The 20,424-nt window shown below is 60.6% G+C and carries 16 protein-coding genes; all 16 read right to left on the reverse strand.

The features are described 5' to 3' along the window. Window positions 1–71: 71 nt before the first annotated feature. Window positions 72–425 (reverse strand): hypothetical protein, encoded by a 354-nt coding sequence (locus tag I2E13_RS09160; RefSeq protein WP_195404895.1) that lies wholly within the window; start codon window positions 423–425, stop codon window positions 72–74. Between the two features lie 281 nt (window positions 426–706). Next, window positions 707–1,348, reverse strand: a complete 642-nt coding sequence (locus tag I2E13_RS09165) for a hypothetical protein (RefSeq protein WP_195404896.1) — start codon at window positions 1,346–1,348, stop codon at window positions 707–709. A gap of 106 nt (window positions 1,349–1,454) precedes the next feature. Beyond that, window positions 1,455–1,991, reverse strand: coding sequence for a DUF5067 domain-containing protein (locus tag I2E13_RS09170; RefSeq protein WP_195404897.1), 537 nt, complete (start codon window positions 1,989–1,991; stop codon window positions 1,455–1,457). Window positions 1,992–2,111: 120 nt separating this feature from the next. Then, a complete protein-coding gene (locus tag I2E13_RS09175) occupies window positions 2,112–2,741 on the reverse strand; it encodes a CPBP family intramembrane glutamic endopeptidase (protein ID WP_195404898.1) in 630 nt (209 codons plus the stop codon). Further along, a complete protein-coding gene (locus I2E13_RS09180; RefSeq protein WP_158557014.1) occupies window positions 2,738–3,160 on the reverse strand; it encodes a hypothetical protein in 423 nt (140 codons plus the stop codon). The genes I2E13_RS09175 and I2E13_RS09180 overlap by 4 nt, the downstream gene beginning before the upstream one ends. Window positions 3,161–3,195: 35 nt before the next feature. Then, window positions 3,196–5,307 carry a DNA topoisomerase gene (locus tag I2E13_RS09185; RefSeq protein WP_195404899.1) on the reverse strand — a complete coding sequence of 704 codons (2,112 nt, stop codon included), beginning with the start codon at window positions 5,305–5,307 and terminating at the stop codon, window positions 3,196–3,198. Continuing rightward, window positions 5,273–5,656, reverse strand: a complete 384-nt coding sequence (locus I2E13_RS09190; RefSeq protein WP_195404900.1) for a helix-turn-helix domain-containing protein — start codon at window positions 5,654–5,656, stop codon at window positions 5,273–5,275. Before I2E13_RS09190 ends, I2E13_RS09185 begins: the two co-directional genes overlap by 35 nt. A gap of 5 nt (window positions 5,657–5,661) precedes the next feature. After that, the gene (locus tag I2E13_RS09195; RefSeq protein ID WP_195404901.1) at window positions 5,662–6,852 is read right to left on the reverse strand and encodes a type IV secretion system protein; all 1,191 of its coding nucleotides are present in this window, start codon (window positions 6,850–6,852) and stop codon (window positions 5,662–5,664) included. Beyond that, window positions 6,849–7,748 (reverse strand): hypothetical protein, encoded by a 900-nt coding sequence (locus tag I2E13_RS09200; RefSeq protein WP_195404902.1) that lies wholly within the window; start codon window positions 7,746–7,748, stop codon window positions 6,849–6,851. The genes I2E13_RS09195 and I2E13_RS09200 overlap by 4 nt, the downstream gene beginning before the upstream one ends. Before the next feature lie 24 nt (window positions 7,749–7,772). Next, the gene (locus I2E13_RS11230) at window positions 7,773–10,466 is read right to left on the reverse strand and encodes a phage tail tip lysozyme (protein ID WP_324249387.1); all 2,694 of its coding nucleotides are present in this window, start codon (window positions 10,464–10,466) and stop codon (window positions 7,773–7,775) included. Between the two features lie 411 nt (window positions 10,467–10,877). Then, window positions 10,878–13,679, reverse strand: coding sequence for a VirB4-like conjugal transfer ATPase, CD1110 family (locus I2E13_RS09210; RefSeq protein WP_195404904.1), 2,802 nt, complete (start codon window positions 13,677–13,679; stop codon window positions 10,878–10,880). Beyond that, complete coding sequence (locus I2E13_RS09215) at window positions 13,679–14,179, reverse strand: PrgI family protein (RefSeq protein WP_158557016.1); 501 nt, start codon at window positions 14,177–14,179, stop codon at window positions 13,679–13,681. Before I2E13_RS09215 ends, I2E13_RS09210 begins: the two co-directional genes overlap by 1 nt. Before the next feature lie 4 nt (window positions 14,180–14,183). Continuing rightward, window positions 14,184–14,474 (reverse strand): hypothetical protein, encoded by a 291-nt coding sequence (locus I2E13_RS09220; RefSeq protein WP_117758863.1) that lies wholly within the window; start codon window positions 14,472–14,474, stop codon window positions 14,184–14,186. A 501-nt stretch (window positions 14,475–14,975) separates the two neighbouring features. Further along, window positions 14,976–17,081 (reverse strand): type IV secretory system conjugative DNA transfer family protein, encoded by a 2,106-nt coding sequence (locus tag I2E13_RS09225; RefSeq protein ID WP_117848546.1) that lies wholly within the window; start codon window positions 17,079–17,081, stop codon window positions 14,976–14,978. Next, window positions 17,081–18,556 carry a hypothetical protein gene (locus I2E13_RS09230; protein ID WP_195404905.1) on the reverse strand — a complete coding sequence of 492 codons (1,476 nt, stop codon included), beginning with the start codon at window positions 18,554–18,556 and terminating at the stop codon, window positions 17,081–17,083. The genes I2E13_RS09225 and I2E13_RS09230 overlap by 1 nt, the downstream gene beginning before the upstream one ends. Before the next feature lie 146 nt (window positions 18,557–18,702). Next, a complete protein-coding gene (locus tag I2E13_RS09235; RefSeq protein ID WP_195404906.1) occupies window positions 18,703–20,424 on the reverse strand; it encodes a coiled-coil domain-containing protein in 1,722 nt (573 codons plus the stop codon).

The raw sequence follows: 20,424 nt of genomic DNA on the forward strand, positions 1-20,424 counted from the left end.
CGGATTCGCGCCTCAGGACTCAGCGCAACGCGTTGCGCTGAGTCCTGAGCCTGTTGCAATGAAGATGAGAATCAAGGCTCGACATCGGAGCTGACACCCTCAAGGTCATATCGGCTGGCACCCTCGAGCCAATCGATGATATCGTCGATGTTGTCGCGGGCATCTTCGAGCAGGCTCTCGTTGCTGACGGCCTCGAGGTGCCCATATCCGTTGAAGCGGTAGCAGTCGGCATCCGACTCAACGTGGCGGCTCTCGCTGAGAGCGGTCTCCACGTCCCAGCCGCAGAGCTTAGCGGCTTCCTCCACGGAATCATACGTATCGAAATGGCCGTACTGGTTTGCGGTATCATACGCTTTCGCGCAGTCCAGCAAATCGCTATCGCTTGCCTCGTTGAGCAGGTAGTCTTTCAAACCGATGCGGTTCATAGTTCCTCCAGACAGTCAGGGTGGTCACACTCGAATCATCGCGCTCGGCACAAGCTGGAAATCCCAACGGGACACAAGTAGCTCTCGTGATTGCGTAAACGACTTCTACATATGCGAACTAGATTTATAGCCGTATGTGCTACGAACCCTTCCTCATCCGCATATCCCCCTGCTTTTCCTCGTTCTTATCCTTCTTTTTATTTTTCTTCTTCTTATTCTTCTTATCCGTGTAGCTCGGTAGCGCCTTATGCGCCTACCGAGCTACACACCAAGCCGAACCGTCAACGGTTTGCGTCCCCACGCTCCCCAAGATCCTCTTCGGCATCAAGCGAAGCTTCTTCGGTCTTCGCACTAACAAGCTCATCGAGCGACTCAGTGGCCTCGGGCTGCGCCTCGAGCTCGGCAAGGGCATCATCGACCTTCAACTCAACCTCCAGAAGCGTGAGCATCGAAGGCATGGTGAGTGTCTCATCGCCGAAAACCTTCTCAACCGCCTCGCTGGGCACATCGAAGAGGTAGCCGTCCTCATCGCGGAGCGTATCGACACCGGCGGGAACAAGTTCATGGAACGTCAGAAGGGTCGGCGGTTCGCTGAGGACCTTACACGCAAGGGCTCCGCCGCACTCACCCCAGTCTGCACCATCGCGTGTAAAGGGGTGCTCATCGGGGATTGTATCGGCATCGCTGAGAAGGAAATAATCCCGTTCCCCCTCGGCACCGTACATGCGCTGCACGGCGAAAAACACCTGGCACTCCGAAGGTCGCTTTCCCCGATCGTCCATGGGAAACATAATGTCATCCAATGCAGCGAAGCATGCATCGATGATGGCATGCTGAACTGTCTCATCGTCCTCCGGATATTTGCTTCGAATCTCACCCCCGAAGGGCATGAAATCGTCCATCTTGTTCTCAATCTGACTCATAGCAGGTCCTTTCAAAGCGGTTTACCGCTTCCATACTCGATGTTTGCCGTCCACTGGCGCAGCAACGGGACAGAAGTAGCCCCACACCGCCAAGGCACCCAACTGCCTACTCGCCCTCTGTGAGCTTGCGTGGCATGATCGTCAGCAGTACCGCGCCGCCGCACTTGAATTTGATTTTCACGGGTGCCTGCAGGTCGTCGATATTCCAGATGGCAATCCCGCACGCAGTCTGCCCCGGTTCGACCTCGACCGACTCGGGGTTCCGATAGTTGCCCTCATCATCGTACAAAGCCCCGAATTGCAGGGTATCTCCATTTTGCGACGCAGACAGCATATCGATTGGCGAGATGATCATCTTGGTGTCTGAATTGTTCGTCAGCAGCAGGTCGCAGACGAGTACCTTCTGCGCTCCGAGAGAACCGGACGAGGTTCCCGTCTCCGTTGAGGAATTGACCTCCCAAGACCCGCGTCCCAGGCGATATCCGACAACGCTGATATTCACCGAGGAATCGCCCAGTTCCGCACTCGCAGATTGAATGGTGTTTGATTGACCGCTCTGTATGCTTGCTCCGCAGCCAGCGAGACCCGCACCAAAACCGAAAACGGCGACAGCCGTCATTGCGGAAACGATAATTCGCTTCATGTCTTCATCCTGTCTATCTCGAAAGCCGCTTGGGGTACGGCCTATGACATAATGATAGCACGGCGATAAATTGCAGAAAGATTATCGGCTCGCCGTCGGAAATGCCCACAAGATCTATCGCTAGGCGAAGTAGGTGAGAACCAAGCCGAGAACCAGACCCGTCAGGTTGCAGACACAATGCGCGATGATGCTCGAGCTGATCCCGTCGCGCTGACTGAGACCGCCCAAGACCAAGGCGCAGACAAGGGCATATGCCGACTGCACGACATTGAAATGGAAGCAGGCGAACAGCACGGCTTGGATGAGGTTCGCAACCCAGAACGGCAAGCCGCACCGCTCCAATGCCGCCAGCGAGACGCCGCGAAAGCACAGCTCCTCCGCAACCGGATCGATAACGCAAAGCCGTAGCAGATAGGGGAGTGTGATGGCGACCGTCGCCGCAGTATCGATTTTAGAGACTATCGCGATAGTGCCGATTGAGACGGCTTGCAGCAAGACCCCGGCACTGACAGCGGAAAGCACGGCAACGACCCCGAGACGGTTGAATCCAAGTCCGAAAGACCGGTACAGCCATGCCATGGCCGCAAGTGCGACCAGCGATGAAACGGCATGCGCGATATCCTCGGGCAGACCCGCCGAAAGGGTCATCAGCCCCGCGCCGAGAAGCGAGACATCGAACAGCGCGGGCGCGATGAAGGCAAAGCGCAGAGGGATACCGTTACCCTCGGACTCGGCTTCGACTTGGTTCACGCGAGCCTCCTTGCAAACAGATGCCTGCCGATGGCGCGGATGCCCTTCATGCCGGCAAGGATGCCGCCCGCCACGACTGCCGTACCCGCGACAAGTGCGACGACCCCGAGGGCGACCGCGCAGGCATCGATTGGCACCTCGTCCTCGAGGACTTTCTGCGCGATATAGCCGGAGAACCCCAGAGACCCCAGGCATGAGAGTCCCGCCATGATGGCATCGCGCTCCGTGCCGTTCCATGATTCGGTGCGAGGGCGAATGGAGAACAGAAACCCGTTCGCCAAATTGGCGAAGTCGCCGACATCAAGCCCGTTCGTCTCGAACAGGGGGCGGACGAGCCGAAACGCCTCGCCGTTATCCACATGTCTGCCGCAATCGGGCTTCCTGAGCACGATTACCGTGACCTCATTCGCTCTACCCATTGCACCCCTCGTGTCGCGGCACCCTAATTCACCGTTCATTTCCGTTTCCCCTTCTCATCGAACACGAACTCGACCTTGCCCGACTTATCTGCAGCCAGCTTGAGCTTCGCACTGAATTCCTTACCGGTTTTCGACTTGAACCCCGAGATCTTCCCGGTCGTACCGCCCTCGAGAAGCTTGCCCAACTGAGCCGCCGTCAGCTTCTTTCCCGCCACGCTCTTCCAGATCTCGAATCCGCACCCTTCGGTTTGGACCCATTTCCCATCTGCGTCGCGCTTCCCCTTGTTGGATGAGCAGCTGCACGTCTTGGCCTTGGAGCCGCGGTCGATGACATCTGCACCGCATCGCGGGCATTTCCCGATGACCTTGGACCCAACGGGTCCCAAGCTGCCGAGCTTCTCGCCGTTTTTCTCCATGACCTCGATATCGTGGACAACCATATCGGTGACGGAGTTCACCACATCGTCGGCATCGAGCTCGAACCTGCCGACAGCCTCCATCTGGTTGAAGAGCCTCTCGGTGGCTTCAGGCGACGCTATCTGACACCCTCCGAGCAATTTGTAAGACACTGCGCCGCAATCGGTGAGGGACAGCGTTCCCTTCCTCTCCCTCATGAGGGCGCGGTCCTCGTCCTTGGTGATCTCGGCGAGCGTGCTGGTGCGCGTGGCGCCAGTGCCGACGTTGTATTTCTCGAGTCGCTTGGTGAGCCACTTCATGGTCGGCTTCTGCGGGCGCTTGTTGGCACCTTCAAAGCAGAACGGTGACGCAGTCTTACCGAATTCGGCCGTGTTCTCCTTCTCGGCGCCCTCCTGGGCTTCCTCCTGCGAGGCATCGGAATCGAAAATCGCCTTGAATCCCCGCGACAGCGGTATCTGCGTCGACCCCGTGAACTCGGGAAAATCCTCCACGTGCGCCTTTACGAGTTCATACTCATAGTCCTCCGCGAGCATCGACAGGTAGTTCTTGGCGAGCACGACGTAGATATCGCGGGCGCATTTGCCATATGCATCGAGCGACCCAAGGCATGCGGGAACGTTCGGACCGGGACGGTTAGCGCCGTGCGCACCGCCCTCCTTGACGTGCGTCTTGCGGGCGGTCCTGTGGGAGCAGATAGCGGGATCGACCCCGACGACCGCGCAGATCTTGTCCACGAGGGGCAGCAGCTCATTGAACTGCTCGGGTGTGATCTGCTTGTCCTCGGTACGCGGATAGCTGACCACCTGGTCCTCATACATTTTCTGGTAGCAGGCCAAGACATCGGCGGGCTTGTGCCCGCGGCGGGCGAGGATGCCCGATAACCCCGCAAGGTCGAGCAGCTTGCCGGGCGCGGTATGTTTTTTCGTCCTCGAGTCCTCGACCACATCCGACACATGGAACGCGCCTAAGTCGACCTTCTCGGCGCTATCGAAACGCCACTCATCCCCGTCCTCATAGGTACGAGCGAAGACGTTGCCGTTCTCGTCGCGGAAACGCGCCTCGAAGAACGGCTTCTTGACATAGCCGTTGTACGCCTCGAGCTGGTCGCCCGTGAGCTTCACCATGACGGATTTCAGGCGCCCCTCGCGCACGACCGTGCGAAACCCATGGTTGCGGGCGATGCAGGTCGCGGCACGCACGAACTGCATAGATGCGAGGTCCCACCGCTCACGCACGTGGGCCTTGACGAAGTCTCCGTCCTCCTCCATGGCCCCGAGCATCTTACGGCCCTTGAAGGCCTTCTGGACGCTCGCGGGAGCCTCGTCGGTGAAGTACATGCGGCTCGTCTTGCCGTGCCAACCGCACTTCTCGAGCGCCTCCCATGCCAAAAGCTCACCCTCGCCGGAAGGGTCCACATCGGTCGCGATGCAGACCTCGTCCACCCCGGCAAGCTCCCGCTTCAGCTCCGAGATGACATCGGAGCAGCCCTTGAGCACGCCCTTCTTCCAAGCGAATTGTCCGAGGTCCCAGGGCAGCCCTTCCAGCGACCATTTCTGCATGGCTTCGGACTGCCCGGCAGGCACCTGCTTGTCGGGCGGGAGCAGGCCCATGACATGACCTCGAAGGGCGCAGATTTTATACTGCACGCCGGCATAGGAGCCGGAGGTCCCGCTGAGCGCCTTTGCGAAGTTGCGCTTAGCACTCGGCTTCTCTGCGAGTATGAGAATCATTGCGGCTCCTTTCACGGGAGGGGAGGGTAGTAACTGGATTCTTCTTTTTACAGGCGCAATCGATATCTCGCGCTTTCAGCACGGCCCGGAGCATCGGCCCCTCATCGCTTCCCATGAGCCAGTCGCAGGGTACCCCCAGTGCCAGCGACAGGCGCAGGATGCATTCATAGTTCGGCAAGCGTGTCCCCGACAGGTACTTCTTGAAGGAGTCCTTGCTGATGCCGCAGACGCGACCGAGCTGGTACAGGTTTTCGTAACCGCACGCCTCGGCGGCCCTGCGCAGACGCACCTTGAAACGGGCTTTGCGCAGGGCGACCGTGCGGTCGGTATCGGGATCGACCGCGACCATGGCTATCAGCCGCCGAGGGCTGCGCGGGCGAGCTGCGTCGATTTAGCTAGGGTCATGGCAACTACGCCACAGCAAGCGATGATTTTGACGAGCGTATGGGCGACATTCCCGATGCCGCTCAGGCCGGTTCCGATATCGCCGACGACAGACACGACCAGATAGGGGAACATGTAGAGGACCACGACCATTACGACGCCGGCGAGACAAAGCGAGAGGAACTGTCGGAGGTATCCCCATCCCCAGCTGCGGGTCTCATCGAAGCCCATGAGGGCGAACGGGATGGGTGCGAACATGGCGGTGAGGTAGATCTCGATGGCGCGACCGATCATCATGGCGTACGAGATGACCAGGGTGAACTGTGCGACTATATAGGCAATGGCAACTTCGAGCAGGATGACCAGGCTTTCGATGATATTGCCGTCTTCGGGGAAGACGATAAGGTTGTCCTTGCTCCACCAGTCGGTGCCGACATTGGCTCCAAGCGAGCTGGCGGACGTGCTGGCGGTCTTGATGATTTCCAAGACGATGGAGTACAGGTCTTTGACGATTCCGACGCCGTTGCGGACCATGTACATCATGACGGCGCACCAGACGAACAGTGCGACGACCTCGCGGACCGAGGGCATCATGCCGCCGCCTTGGTCCATCTTCTTGGCAATCTTGAGGAGCTGGAGCAGCATGCCCATGGCGAGAAGGGTGGCGGCGACTGGTTTGATGGCACTGTCGGACACGTTGGTGACCAGGGCGGCGAGGTTAATTTTTCCACTCGTATTTCCCAAGAGATGGTCGAAGTCGCAGAGCAGGTCCGACGCCGAGACGCAATTCTTTATATCGCCCAGCGTGCATTTGAGCATGAGGTTGGCAATAGGTTGGACTAAGGTTCCGTTGAGGAACTTCATGATGCCCTGACCGATGGCCTCGGTCCAAGAGCCGATCATTTCCCCGACCTTGTTGACCAAGTCATCCAAGCCGAAAGCCGCGGCGCAATGCGGGGTCAGCAGCATGAACAGCAGCATGATTCCGAGCGCCAGCGCGAAAGACGCGCCCGCACGTCTGGCCGATGGGGACTTGATGCCATCGAGCTTGCACTCAACAGACTTTGCGACCGCGACGAGATGATGCTTCGCCTTGTTGAGGACGCCTTCATTGCGGGCGTAATCGAGGGCTTCGACCCTGATGGCGGCTACGTCCATCATTGGACATCGACCTCCTCGAACTCATGGGTGTCGGTGTGGTAGATGACGAGAATGCTCGGCAGGGAATCCTCAGCTGCGTTCGTGGCGTTCTTGATGCCAAACGTCAGGGTGCGGGTGGACTCGTTGAAGTTCTCGATGACCGTGCCGTCCCACGTCAGCTCGGTCGTGGTGGAATGGTTTGCGAGCAGGTATTCGATAACGGAGCGCTTGAACTCCTTGGTGCGGCCATCGATGGCCTTTTTGAAGTTATCGCCCTCGATGCCGTTGAATTTGGCGCTCTCGGCGGAGCGGTTGTTCGAATAGCCGTTCTCATTGTGGAACATATCGCACTTGAGCTCGAAATAGGTGTCGTTGCCCTCGCCGGTGAGCGCGGCGGGATCGACCCTGCTGAGGGTCATGATGTGGTCGTTGCCGGACGCGTCGATTACGGAGAAGACCTCCCAGCTTAAAGCTCCCGTCTGGTCGCCGGCGATGGTATCCACCGCAGTGATTGCAAAGGTCTGGACTTGCTTTTTGGTCTTCTTGACCGAGTCCTTGGACTCTCCGTAAGACTCGGTGATGATGCCGTCCTTGATCGTCATCGAACCGCTGCCGTCATTTGCCGCCCATTTCGAATTCTCGATCTGCTCGACGATTTGCGTGGTGGCCTGATCGTAGTCTCTGATGGCGGAGCGCTGTCGTTCGGTCAGCTCGGTTTTGGAATCGGCGGCATCCCCCTTATGAGATGGCTGCTCGCTTTTCTGCTCCAGCTGCTCCTGCGCATCGGCTGGGGCGTCGTTCCCGCCGCCCTTCGCGACGCAAGACGTGATACCGTTCATTGCGATGAACAACACGATGCCCGCTGCGACCGCGACGACCGCCGTGTTGTTCTTGAGGAACTCCATGAATTTATCCATCCTGTCTCCTTTCCAGTCTGAGGTTTATTTCGAAAGGTCGATTCCGCCGATCCAGCCCCACTTGCAGCCGGTACCGGCGCCGTAGAATCTGATGAAGGTATCGAGCGATTTGACCGTGATGGGGCCCTCGTTGCTCATGACCCTGTTGTTGCCGATGTAGATGCCGACGTGTCCGTACGTGAGTCCGGGAGCACCGGTACCCGGGTGGGAGACATCGGCGATAATCATGCCCACCTTGAGCTCCGACCTATTGGAGCTATGGCACCAGGACCGGCACATATCGCAGGCGTTGCCGCCGAAATAGCCCACTCCCGCCGCGCGGAAGACATTGGTGACCCAGGCGGCACACCAGCCCTGTCCGGGAGACGGGGTGGCATAAGCCATGTTGACGACGGTCTGCTGGCGGGCCGATGCACCCGCAATCTGCGGGGCGCCCGTCCCGTTGCCATGGTCTCCATCGCCGTCCGACGGGTTCGTAAGCAGCTCGTAATACCTGTCGGCGGCTTCATAGCGCACCTTCAGGCGCGGGATTCCCGCCCCTTCCCAGCCGTAACAGAATTGCCTGACGGCATCCTTCAGGTCGGTGGATGCCAAGAAGGCCCGTTTGCTTCCCGAGACCAAGGTTCCCCCGACGGGATCGAGCGAACGGTTTTCCGAGCCATCGGGGCCGTGCTCGGACCTGATGGTATAGGCGCGGCTCCAATATCCCCAGCTGTCGTGGTCCCAGAAGAAATCGAGCTGGACTTGAACCTCCATCCAGGACTTGCCGACGGACTTTGCATAGTTCACGAGATTCGTGTGGCGACCATTCGTCCATTGGCAAAGTCCGATGCCGTTGGCGTTCGTGCCGCCGCCTTCCTCCGATCCCGGATTCATGCCGCTCTCGGCGTACATGTTTCCCATGATGGCGGCGATTTGCAGGTCATCGAGCCCCTTCTCCCTGAAGAACGATGCGACCTGCGATTCCACTTCGTTCATTCCCTGAACCTCCTGATCGGCGCTGCCGCCGGATAGAGCCAGCAAAAGGATTAGTACGGGAACGGCGGCGAGGATGAGCATCCCGAAAGTCGAGCCGCCGATAGCGGTCGCAAGGGAGCCGACTGCTCCGGCGACAGCGGCGGCAAGTGACTTCAGGAGGGCTTGGAGTGCCGCGACGGCATGCTGCGCTGCCGCCTTGAGGCCGGCGGTGAGCTTGCCGATGAGCGCGGCCTTCTGCTCGGCCTCGACGGCCTCGCCCGCCGCAGCCTTCGCCCTGTCGATCGACATGGAGCGGCGCTGCATCGATTTAGAGAAGGCGGCACGCTGCCCGTCCTCCGCCACCCGCGCAGCCTTCTTCTCGGCCTGCGACATGAGCTGCGACTTGCTGCCGCCCTTGGCTTTGGCTCGGGCTGCCTTGAAGTCCTGAGCCTTGCCGCGCACATAGCGTCCGGCGCGTACCGCCTCGTCCGCCTTCTCGACCCCGTCGAGACTGCCCTCCTCATCGAACGCGAAAACCGCCGACTTGGCGGCCTCGGCGGACGAGGAGAAGAAGCCCCGCGCCCCGGCTTGCTTTCCGGCGGCCCTGCTGGCCCTGATAGAGCGGCCGGCGGAGACTGCGGCGCGGGCAGTAGAGCGGATGGCCGTGCCGGACACGGAATCGTCCCCGATGGATGCGACGGCTGAATTCACCAAGGCGTTTGCCGCAGCGGATTTGAATTTCGCGGCGGTCTTGGCGCGTTGCTCGGCTTTGGTGATAAATGCCGAAGCTTCCCTGTGGGCCGCGACCATATCATCGGAGGCCGCCCGGACGTGCTCCTTCTCGGCGACCACCTTTTGCGCGGCAGCGCGGACGCTATCGGGGGCATCGGCGACATTGGATACGGTACCCGTCACATTGCCATGGTTGTCCCCGCCGCGGGGCTTACCGATACGCGCGGCGGTTCCACCCGCGCCATCGCGCTCCGCCTGGGTCATGAATCCGAAGTCACGGGAATCAGATACCCCGGCTCGCTCGATGCCGTTGGCGCTCGTTCCGAGTCCGTCCTTGAAGCCCTCGGCTCTCGATGCGGAATCGGAAAATGCGGATGCCTGGACGCCCGAGTTCCATCCCGAGGCGTCGAGCGTCTCCAAGGCGTCCTTCTCGGCAGCAGCGAAGTCCTGCTTAGCCTGCAAATAGGCGGCCCTCGAGTTATCCAGGTTTTCCTGAATCTTCTTGCTGAGGTGTACGTCGCTCGCTTTGCCGCCGGTGAACATATCGGCAGATGCCCACGATGCGGATGAACCCTGGTGCGATCCAAAACCGATTGCCTCCGATACGGCTTCGGTTTTTTCCTCCGCGCCGCCCGTGTTGGCAGCCATAGGGGAGCCGCCGCCAAAAGGTTGCTGACCTCCCTGCATAGGTGCCGAACTCTGCCCCGCACCGCTCACGGACTTGGAAAATCCCGCCACGCCCGCATCATACGCGCCGGAGAAGGCATCGCGTGAATCGGCCTGCACGGACACGGCAGCGCCCTCGATGAAATCTCGGGAGCCGGCGATACCGGCCGCATCGATGCCGTCGAAAGAGGTCATCATGTTTCGCTGCGCGGCGGCGGCACGGTCGGCACCGCCCGCAAACTGGGTGGCAGTACCTTGCTGCTCCATGCGGGAGGTAAAGGCGCTGGGGATCTGTTGGATTGGCTGCGCGGCAATCGGGGCGGCAGGACCCTGAGATGCCGCAGCAACGAAACCCTGTTCCACGCCGCCTGTTTGATGGTTAGTCCCCATCACGCCGGCGCTATAGGCACTAGGAACAGCATCGCGGATAACAGTCGATACCGCGCTGGGCGTGCTTGCCGCATCGGCGCTAGCGGAATATCCAGAACTGGCCACATCGACATGGCGGTAGAAATCTGCGCCAGCCCCGGCTGTGCGTTGCAAGGCATCGTCATATACCGCCGCAGCCTGCCGCTGGCGCTCTGCTGCAGAGGACATGCTCGCCGTGCTGCCATCTTTCAGGTTAGACGAGGAACTTGCGTTTCCATATTTGGAATCGTCTGGCAAGATGTCCTCCTTCCAAAATCATTTGGGTTACGGCCTCGAAGTATCGACCCGGCACTCGGTAATAGACGGGCAGTTGCCGCAGCGGCAACTGCCCGTCTTCACATTTGGCTACACGTCCGAGCCGCTCTCAGAACTCTCAGAACCCTGCTTCGGCTCGTTGCGCTTCTTCTTGCGGCCGCGCACGCGCTTGCGGCGGCGGAACTCGTCCTGCGGGGCGACATTCTCGGCCGTACCGCCGTGCTTTGCCGCATCGAGTGCCTCTCGCGCCTTCTTCTCGGCCCACTCGTTCGGGTCCGTGGAGAACAGCTCATAGAGGTGGTTATCAGTCGGGAACTCGCCCTTGATCGGCACGCGGGCCGACCCGAATACGAGAAGGCCCCAACCGCGGGGGGCGCCCTCGTCGATGCAGGCGACCTCGAGCGGCGACAGTCCCAAGGCGTCCGCCCAGTAGTCGCGATCCTCCTTGGACTGCTTGAGCAGCATGATGAAATCGGAGTTCTTGACGATTGCGTTGGCATCCTGGTTGCGGATCATGGATTCGGTCGACTGCGTGATGCCCGTCAGGTACATGCCGAACTTACGGCACTCGTTGGCGAATCGGCGGAAATAGTTGAGTACCGAGGGGTACTTGAACAGCGACTCCATTTCCTCGATATACAGCCATGTCCTGCGTCCCTGGTCGAAGTTGCTGTACATGATGTTTCGCACCGTCTCGCAGAACGAGATCAGCGCGAAGACGAGCATGGAGTCGGGCACGTCCTTGAAGTTCAATCCGACGGTGCGGGCCGTGAGGTCGATGTCGGTCTCGTGGTTGAAGAAGTTCGAGTAGCCGCTGACGAAGCGCTCATAGCGCAGGGCGATATTCTGCGCCATCGGCTCGGGCTGGCGCTTCAGCTCCTCGTAGAAGTCCTCGAGGATCGGCTCGCGGCCCCCCTCCATGTTGTAGCGGCGGAAGATGTTCTCGACGCAGCGCTGGATGATGGAGCGCTCCTCCTCGGAGAATACGGTCATGGTCTCGTTGGCCGCGGCCGCCGCCTGCGCGATCATGGCATCGGCCTTGAAAGCAACCTGCGTGCCGAAATCCTCGGATTCGCGGCGCTTGTCCATGCCGAGCGGGTTCAGGTGCGCGTCGAGGCCGACACCGAACGAGGCATAGGTGCCCCCCGCATGCTCGACGAGCAGCTTGTACTCGCCGGCACGGTCGAAGATGATAACCTGGTCGTCAGGCTTCGAGAGCAGCGTGCCCTCAATCTCGTTCTTGGCGAAGAATCCCTTGCCCGATCCCGTCTTGCCGGAGATGAAGCCGACGGGACTTGCCAGGTTGGCTCGGTTGCCGAACACGAGGTTGTTCGACAGCTTGTTCTGGTAGTACCAGCTACCGCCCTCCTGCTCGAGCTCCTGGGTGGCGAAAGGGACGAAGATGCACGCCTCCGACGTGGTGAACGGGCGGGAAATCTCGATGTGGTTGAGGCCGAGGGGCAGAATCGAGTTCAGACCTTGGCGCTGGCGGTACTCGAGGGTCTCCACCTGCACGCCCGCAGAAGACGCGACGTCGAGGATCTGGAGTACCTGCTCGGTCAGCTTCTCGGGGGACTCCGCCCACGTGTAGATAAGGCCGGAGAACATGAAGAGGTGCTGCTGCTGGCCTTGGAGCTGCGTCAGCAGATCCTCGGTCTCCTCGCGGGAGTATCGCAGCTCCGAGGGTAGGATCGAGTAGTCGTAGCCCTGCTGGACGGCCTTCTTCTGCTCCTCGATGGTCTCGGCATCGATCCATGCGCGGCGGGTCTTGACGAAGTTGATCGCCTTGGACTTCTCCATGGGCTGAAGATACCAAGTCACCTCGATGGGCATCGACATGTTCACGAGGTTCGCGACGACCGTGTCCTCGAGGGGGGAGTCGTACTTGCGCATGACCAGCACCTGGCAGTACTTGTCGTCGACCTTGAAGTACATGTTCGAGCCGTCGGGCTTGAAGTTGATGCTCATCGGCGCAATGAAGTCCTTCGAGCTGTCGGGACTGTAGATCGACAGGTCGCGCTCGTAGTCGAACGTGAACTTGCGGTCGGGGCGCAGCAGGGACTCGAGGACGGACAGGCGCTCGAGACCCGTCATCGGCGTGACATCGCAGCGAATCTGCTCGAAATTGCCCGTCAGGTCGGTGTTGATGCGCGAGAAGCGGGTTCGTGCCTCGATGGGGTTGTTCGCATGGATGCCGATGGTCATGTAGCGGGATCGCTTGATGTTCGAGACGCCCTCGGCGAGCTTATCGGAAAGCACCTCGTTCATCGTCTCGGCGTCCTCCTTGAGGACGTCGTTCGCCTGGCGCGACGGGTCGTAGAACTGGCGGTCGCGGATCTGGTCATGGCGCAGCGGCGTGTTGACGACGGAGAACTGCACCGTGGTGTCGGCGGGGAAATAGTTGTAGATATCGCACATCGCCGCGAGGATGGTCTTCTGGTCGTCGTCGCGGGCGTTCTGGTAGGTGATGTCGTCGAAGGAAAGGGTCTCGGAGTAGTAGCCCTCCTCGACCTCGCAGATGCCGTTCTCGAACATTCGGTTGTAGCCGATGGCATCGACCACGTTCTTGGCGTTGTCTCGGCGACGTCGCTGCTCGGCGGTGAGCTTGTCGCTCTTGGAGCTGCGCTCCTTGAGCTTCTTGGTCACCTCTGCGGCGCTTTTCGCCTGCGTGCGCTCCGCCTCCTTCGCCGCGGCGCGGGCATCGCGAATCTCATGGCGCTTGCCGGCAAGCTCGCGGTCGAGCTCCTTATGCACCTTCTTGACGTAGCGCTTGCGCTCCCGCTTGCTCATCTTCGCAAACTCGGGGTCGAGTTCGAAACCGACCTCACCCGGGCGGCGGAGACCCTCGGCGAGCGTCTCCATGTTCTTGAAGCTCTCGTCCTTGTTTGCCATTAGTCGCTCCAAAATTCTTCGATCTGTCTCTTGTTGGGGGCTGTGGTGTTCATCGGCTCAAGCGGCCCGCCCGGTTCCCACATCTCCAGGCCGTTGGTCTTGTAGAGTTTCGTCAGCACCTTGCTGCTGGCTTTCTTGCGCTCGTCCGCATACGCCTTCTTGAGGGAGTCCGCCTCGGCCTTGAATTCTCCGCGGTTGCTGGCGCTGACGTAGACCAGGCACTGCTCGTTGAAGTTGTGCGCGAGCCACAGCGGCGCGAACTTCTCGAAGTTCATGCCGTGGGGCGTATAGAAGCCGATGAGGGCGGCGGGAGCCGCGGCGAGCCATACGAGGTAGATGACGTCGTTGATGTCCACGTGGAACACGAACGTGCAGAGCAAGCCGAAAGCCAAGGCGCAGCCCACCGCCGCTCCGATACAGATGATCGTGCGTGCGGTGAGGCCGCCGATGACCTTGGGCTGATACTCGGTTACATCCTTGTGGACCGGTACCGACAGCACCCGCTTAGCCTCGCACCCAGCTGGTGTCGAGCGTACCGAAGTACAGGGCTGCGGCAGACACGATGACGCCGCCGATCAGCGTGCCGACGCCAGCGGCGATAGCAGCGCCGTTGCCCGAGGCGCCGTTGTGGACGTTGATGCCGATGGTGACGCCGCCCCAGACGACCATGATGGCGCCCAGCATCTGAATACCGCCCTTGAGCAGGGAGGTGATGTTGCCGAGGATGCCGCCGGCGGAATCGAGCTGGCCGAGCTGGACGGTGGCTACGGCAAGGGCGTGGTAAATCGGGTTCATGTGTATTCCTTTCAGGTGTATCGGTGCAGATGTGCTAAATCGACCAAGTAGCTTGAAAATGCCTTATTGGTCCAAATGCGCCGAATGTGTTACTATGCGTATGCGCCGATAAGGCGCCAGGGTGAAGAGGTTCGTGAGAACCGCTGTCATCTCCTGTCTAGCGCACCCATGAACTGTTTGGGGCCCGCAAGGGAATGCAGGTAGGTCGTTCGCGGCCGGGGTGCGCACCGCATGTCAAGGCGTCGGGCCGTCACGGGTCCGGCGCTTTTCTTTTTCAGGTGCTTCGGTAGACATGCGATCCTCCGTACCGGGTACAGGGCGGCGGCGTGCCGACCCAATGGACGCCACGAAGATACACGGCGCGGCCGAAAGGCACCCACGTCTTGCCGCAGCGGCAACATCGAGGCATTCGCGCAGTTAACGACCTCGGGCAGATGCAAAAAAGGGCTCGCCGGACGCTCCCGTGAACCCCTTGCACAGAATCAATAGAGCCGCTGCCCTCTATTCCGCCTTGCCGGTTGAATCCGTATCGCGGGACTTGTAGTGCTTGCCGACCTCGGCATCCGATCGACCACGCAAAGGCATCCGCCGCGGCATCGACTTGGATTGACTCGCGAGGCGTGCGGAGTACTCGCGTTCCTCGCGGCGGCGCTTCTCCGCCATGTACTTCTTGATATCGAATCCGGGCGTATCGGCCATCATCCTGTAGTTCGGATGCTCCGTGAGCGGGTACTTCTCATCGACGATGGGGTTGGCGCCGTTGATGAGCACGACGCATTCCGTCTTGGGGAGCTTTGCCACCTCGGCGGGATCGATGAGGGCGCGGCCGACGGTCTGGCCGCTCTTCGACCAGCTGCCCTGTCCTCCGTGGCTCTGAGAGTAGTTCTCCTGGAAGACGGTCTGCTGGCCGCAAGAATCGGAGATGAACTCGCAGGTCGAGGTCGTGCCCTTGTTGGCCTTGCCGCCGCCGAGATAAAGGACGGTATCGCAGCAGCCCACGATGGAGTCGGCGGTCGCCTCGTCGTAGAGCTCGGCGAGCTGGGACTTGGCCTGCAAGATGACCGACATCGCGATGTTTCGCGAGCGCAGGACGGAGATGAAGCCCGAGATGTCGGCGGGAAGCGACAGGGAGCGGTACTCGTCGAGGATGAAGTTGACCGGGCGCGGCAGCTTGCCGTTGTATTTCTCCAAGGCCTTGTGGCACAGGACTCGCACCGTCTGGTAGACCATCATTCCGTGCAGAAAGCCCAGCGTCCTCTGGTCCGTGTCGTCGAAGATGGCGAAGATCGCGTTCTTCGAGTCGGGGTCTCCGAAGCGCTCGAGGTGCATCTGATCCTCGCCGACGACAAGCTGCTTCACTTCGGCGGCGGTGAACGGCGCCAGGCGTGCGTTGCAGGTGATCAGAATCGACTTGAGCGTCTTGCCGGCTGCGGACTGGAACTTGCGGTAGTTCTCCAAGGCGTAGTCCTCGGTGGGGTCGAACCCGCGCTTTCCGTTCTTGTGGACGTTGTCATACGGTCGCTTGTTGTCCGAATGACGGCGGAAGGCCGACGGGACGAGGTCGAAGCGCTCGCCGTCCGCGCCGGTGTAGACCGAGATCTCCTCCGGTGCGTCCGAGGGGGTCGGGTTCTGAGCTGCACGCTCCTTGACCTCGGGATTCTTCGGGTTGCGCTTGACCCGTCGCATACCGGTCTCGATTTCGTCGAAGATGAGGTCCAGCGGGCTCTTGTAGTTCTCGTTGGACTCGGATGCCTTGGCCATCGACAGCAGCTTGAGAAGGCCGCCGATGTTGTAGTCCTGGGCGGGGCAGTAGTCGCGCATGAACGCGATGAGCGCCATGTAGAGCATCTTCTCGGACTTCTCCCAAAACGGGTCTCCCGAGCTGGACTTGGGAGGCGTCGTCATGGAGATGAGAAGTCCCGCGAACGACTGGATTTCGAGGTCGGTCCTGACGTAGTGGAGCGGGTTGTAGATCAGGGAGCGGTCGGGGAAGAACGTGTTGAACGAGCGGATCTCATAGCCGTTGTTCGTGAGCATGTTGCCGACATCGAGCAGGAGGTCGCCCTTGGGGTCGGTGATGAACAGGTCGGAATTCATCTGGCACACGTTGGGCTTCACATAGTAGCGCGTCTTGCCTGCGCCCGAGCCGCCGATGACCAGCACGTTCATGTTGCCGTCGTAGTTCATCGAGAAGCCCTCGCGGCTCCAAGCGCGACCGGTGCTCTTCGAGAGAAGCAGCGCGTTCGCAGATCCTTGCGGATTTTTATCCTCGATGAAAGGCGCGAGTTCCTCGGTGGTGGCCCACCGCGCCGAACCGTGCTCCTCGCCGACTCGGGTGTTCTTCTGCCCATAGACCAGGCACACCATGGCAATTGCCCAAGGGATGCAGATTCCGAGGAGCATGCCGAGCATGCCGGCGTCGTTCGTCAACAGACGGAACGGATGGGCGGCGATGAAGCCCCACATCTCCGCAGGGGCGGCCGTGAGGCCCTCGAGCATATCCGAATAGGAGCAGGCGCAGTCGACGAACCTGTTGCCGAGGTAGGCGAAGGGGAGGGTGGCAGCCGCCGCGCCCAAAAGCGGCGCCACCTCTTTCGTGACCTTCATTAGCGGTTCACCGTCTCGAGCGAGACGTCCTTCTCGGCTTGGGCAGCGGAGCGGGATGCGACATATGCGGCCTCTTCGCCCTTGTCACTCATCAGCTCGTCGATGTTGCGTTCCTTCATGCTGACGGGCTCGTAATCGGGGTCGTCATCGATACATTCGGCATCCGAATCGAGCTTGTCGGGCATCCCGTCCCCATCGCGGTCCTCGGCGGCATCGCGAATGCCGTCTCCGTCGGAGTCCCCGGTGCCGGGGGCATCCTGCCCATCGGCATAGGGCGTGGAGAGGTCACCGTTATGGGCATCGGGGCGAGCCTGGACGCAGTCCGCCGTGGTCTTGCTGTTGGAGATATCCTCGTGTAGCTCGGCCTTGCGGGTCTCGCGCGACAGCGCCTCGTCCGCATCGGCGGCGCTCAAATCGCCATCGGCTCGGACTGCCGGCGCGGACTCCACCGTCTTCTCGGCCAGTTCCTCCTCGGCGATAGCCTCCGTGGATTCAGGTCCGGTCTTGCCGTCTGCGGCGTTGCCGGCGGGACTCTCCTCACCGCGTGTCTCATCGACGTCATCGAGACTCGGGGCGAAGACCCCGCCATCGTCCGGGTCGCGCACATCATGATCTGGGTCTACACCCTCATCTGCACGCTCATCGGCATCTGCACGATTATCGTCTCCATGCTCGGGCTCGACCTCGGACGTCGGCATATCGACACCCATATCGCCGCCTGCCTCGTCATATCCATCAGTCCCATCTTCGATGAGCGGAGGTTCGAATTCCACGCCGATGCGGTCCTTGTAGCGCTGGCGCATGAACAGCTCGCCGCGCTCGGGTCCCATGGCTTGGATCTTCTTTCCCTCGATATCGAGGGCTTCCAAGGCGTGATCTGCATCGCCTTTGTTGACGATGACTTGGTTGCCGATATGGCGGGCGTTGATGTCGTAATCCTGCAAGATGGAGCAATAGTAGGCGGCGTTGAACGAGGATGCCTCGTTCTCGAACTCTCCGAACGTGAAACGGGTGCAGTCCCCATCGGGCAGGCTTTTGATATAGCCCTTGTCCGCTTTGCCCTTATCGAGTTTGTCGAGATTGATGATGCGGGCGGCATATCGATGGTCTCGGCTGATGTCGTAGATGGCATCTTGAATGGTGTGGGTGCGCTTCCCGTGACTGTCCTTTCCGTCTTTCGGATGGACGAGGAAGTGGCCGACGACGGTGGAGTTGGCAAATAGTTTCGGGGAGATCTGCTTCAACTCGCGAAGGGTCGCCTGCGCTTCAGCGGGAGAATCGAACCAAGTCGTCGTATAGTCTTGTTTTTTCATCCCCTTGCCGTTGTTCGATAGGCCCTTGGCCGCCGACTTGGCGTCTCGGGCTTCTGCTCGCAAGCGGTTCGACTCATTGATTTTGTTCCTGAGCATCTCCCTGCCGAACATCTCGAGTATGTTGAGCAGCTTGATTCCGGCCTCATCTGAAATTGATGGCATATCCTCTACCTCCGAAGGTCGCTGTGGCCAAGCCCAATGCTCAGCCACAGCGCAGGCTACATCGGAGAGAGAAACCCCCTTCGGGTCGTGCCGCAGCGGTTAGATTCAACCGTTTCGCATCGACTCAACGGGAGTGAAGGTGCCATCTAGCGCCAAACGCCCATCGATACGGACTGGCCGTGCTCGTTTTCGGCGAGGATGCTGCCGTCGGACTTGTAGATGAGCTTCTTGACGAGGAACTTCTGGAATCCCGACCCAAACGCGACGGTGGTCACCTCCCCGGGGAGAAGCCCATGGGGTAGGGCGAGGCTTTTGACGCCGTCGGCTTCCTGCAAAGCCGCCGAGGCCCCGTCCGCACGCGATGACTCATCGGCGAGCTTCATGTTGACGCGCTCGAGTTCCTTGGCGAGTCTGCTTGAATCCCGCTCGGCCGCACGTGCGCGGCCCTCGGCATCAGTCGCGCGTGCGGTGGCTTCCATCAGCTTGGACTCCGCATCCTCGAGGTCGTCCTTCAAGTTCGAGCATACCGAAAGCTGCTGCCGCAAGGCGCCGACCTTGCCCTTGTAGCTTTCCAGGTCTTCCCGCAGAAGCTCTACGGCTCGCGCCTTGCCCTCGGCTCGGTCGGCTCGTTCGCGCTCGGACTCGACCTCCTTCTGGAGACGCTCCAACTCATCCTTGTGCGAATCGCTGACGGCACGGTTGACCTCTTCCTGCTTGGAATCGAGCGCCTCCTGAAGCTCCGCGATACGCTTTTCGTATTCCGCCGCGTCCTCTTCGAGCTTGCCCTGTGCCGCCTGCACCTGCTCGCGTAGCCGCTCCTGACCGCGCACCAGCTCTCCGATTTTCTGATCGTAGTCATGGCGCTGGCGGTGGTTCTCCTCCCGTGCCGCCTGAAGGTCCGCCTTGATCGACTCGCTGTTCGCCTGCACGGCCTCAAGGGCTGCGGCCGCATCGGCTCGTGCCTTCTGGGTCTGGGCGAGGCTTCTACCGAGGGCCTCGTTTTCCCGCGCGAGGTCGCCGATCTTGTCGGCGCTCGACTGTTCGCTGTCGCGCAGGTGGCTGGCGCCTTGCCGCTCGACCTCGAGCGAAGACTCCAGCTCCTCGATCCGGCTCGATGAATCGCCGAGCTTACCCAGCAGTTCGTCCCGCTCGGCCGAAACCGTCTCGAGCTCGGCTTTGGTCTGGGCGACGGAATCGTGCAAGGCGGCGTTGTGGTTCTCGAGCCTCTTCATCTGCTCATCCGCAGCGGCCTTGAGCTGCCAGCAGCTCTCCCGAGCTTCCTCGAGCTGCCTCTCGCGGTCCTCTGCCTGGTTTTGGAGGGTGGACATGTCGAAGGCCAGCTCGCTAGCGCGATTCTCGGCCTCCTGTGCCCGAGCGACAAGGCCGTTGACCTCATCTATCGACATCCCGCTCGTGTTCTCTAAACGGGAGCGCAGGCCGAGAACTTCCTGACGGAACTCCTCCTTCTCGCTGCGTTCGCTCTCGATTTGGTCATTGGCCTCACCGAGACGCTCCAAGAGGCCCTGCGTCTTGCTCCGCTCGCTATCAAGGGATTCGAGCGTCTCCGCATTGATGCGCTTGAGGTTCTCAATCTCATCTGCGGCTGCGGCGTTATCTGCCGCAGCCTCCACCGCCGCAGCCATCTCGGCACACTTGTGCTTGAACTCCTCGCATTTGCGCTCATGCTCTTGCTTGGTTTTCGCGAGCTCGGCCTTTACGGACGAAAGTTCGGCCAAGGCCGAATCGCGCTTATCACGAGCCTCGTCAACGAGCCGTCTGGCCTCGGCGCGAGCGGCCTTCATGCGCCGTGCGCGGTTACGTGAGCTGTGAGCCGCCTTGCAGGGGGCGTCTGCAGGCAATTGTCCCAT

This window comes from Collinsella aerofaciens, assembly GCF_015554145.1.
GTDB classification, from domain to species: Bacteria; Actinomycetota; Coriobacteriia; order Coriobacteriales; family Coriobacteriaceae; genus Collinsella; species Collinsella aerofaciens_AA.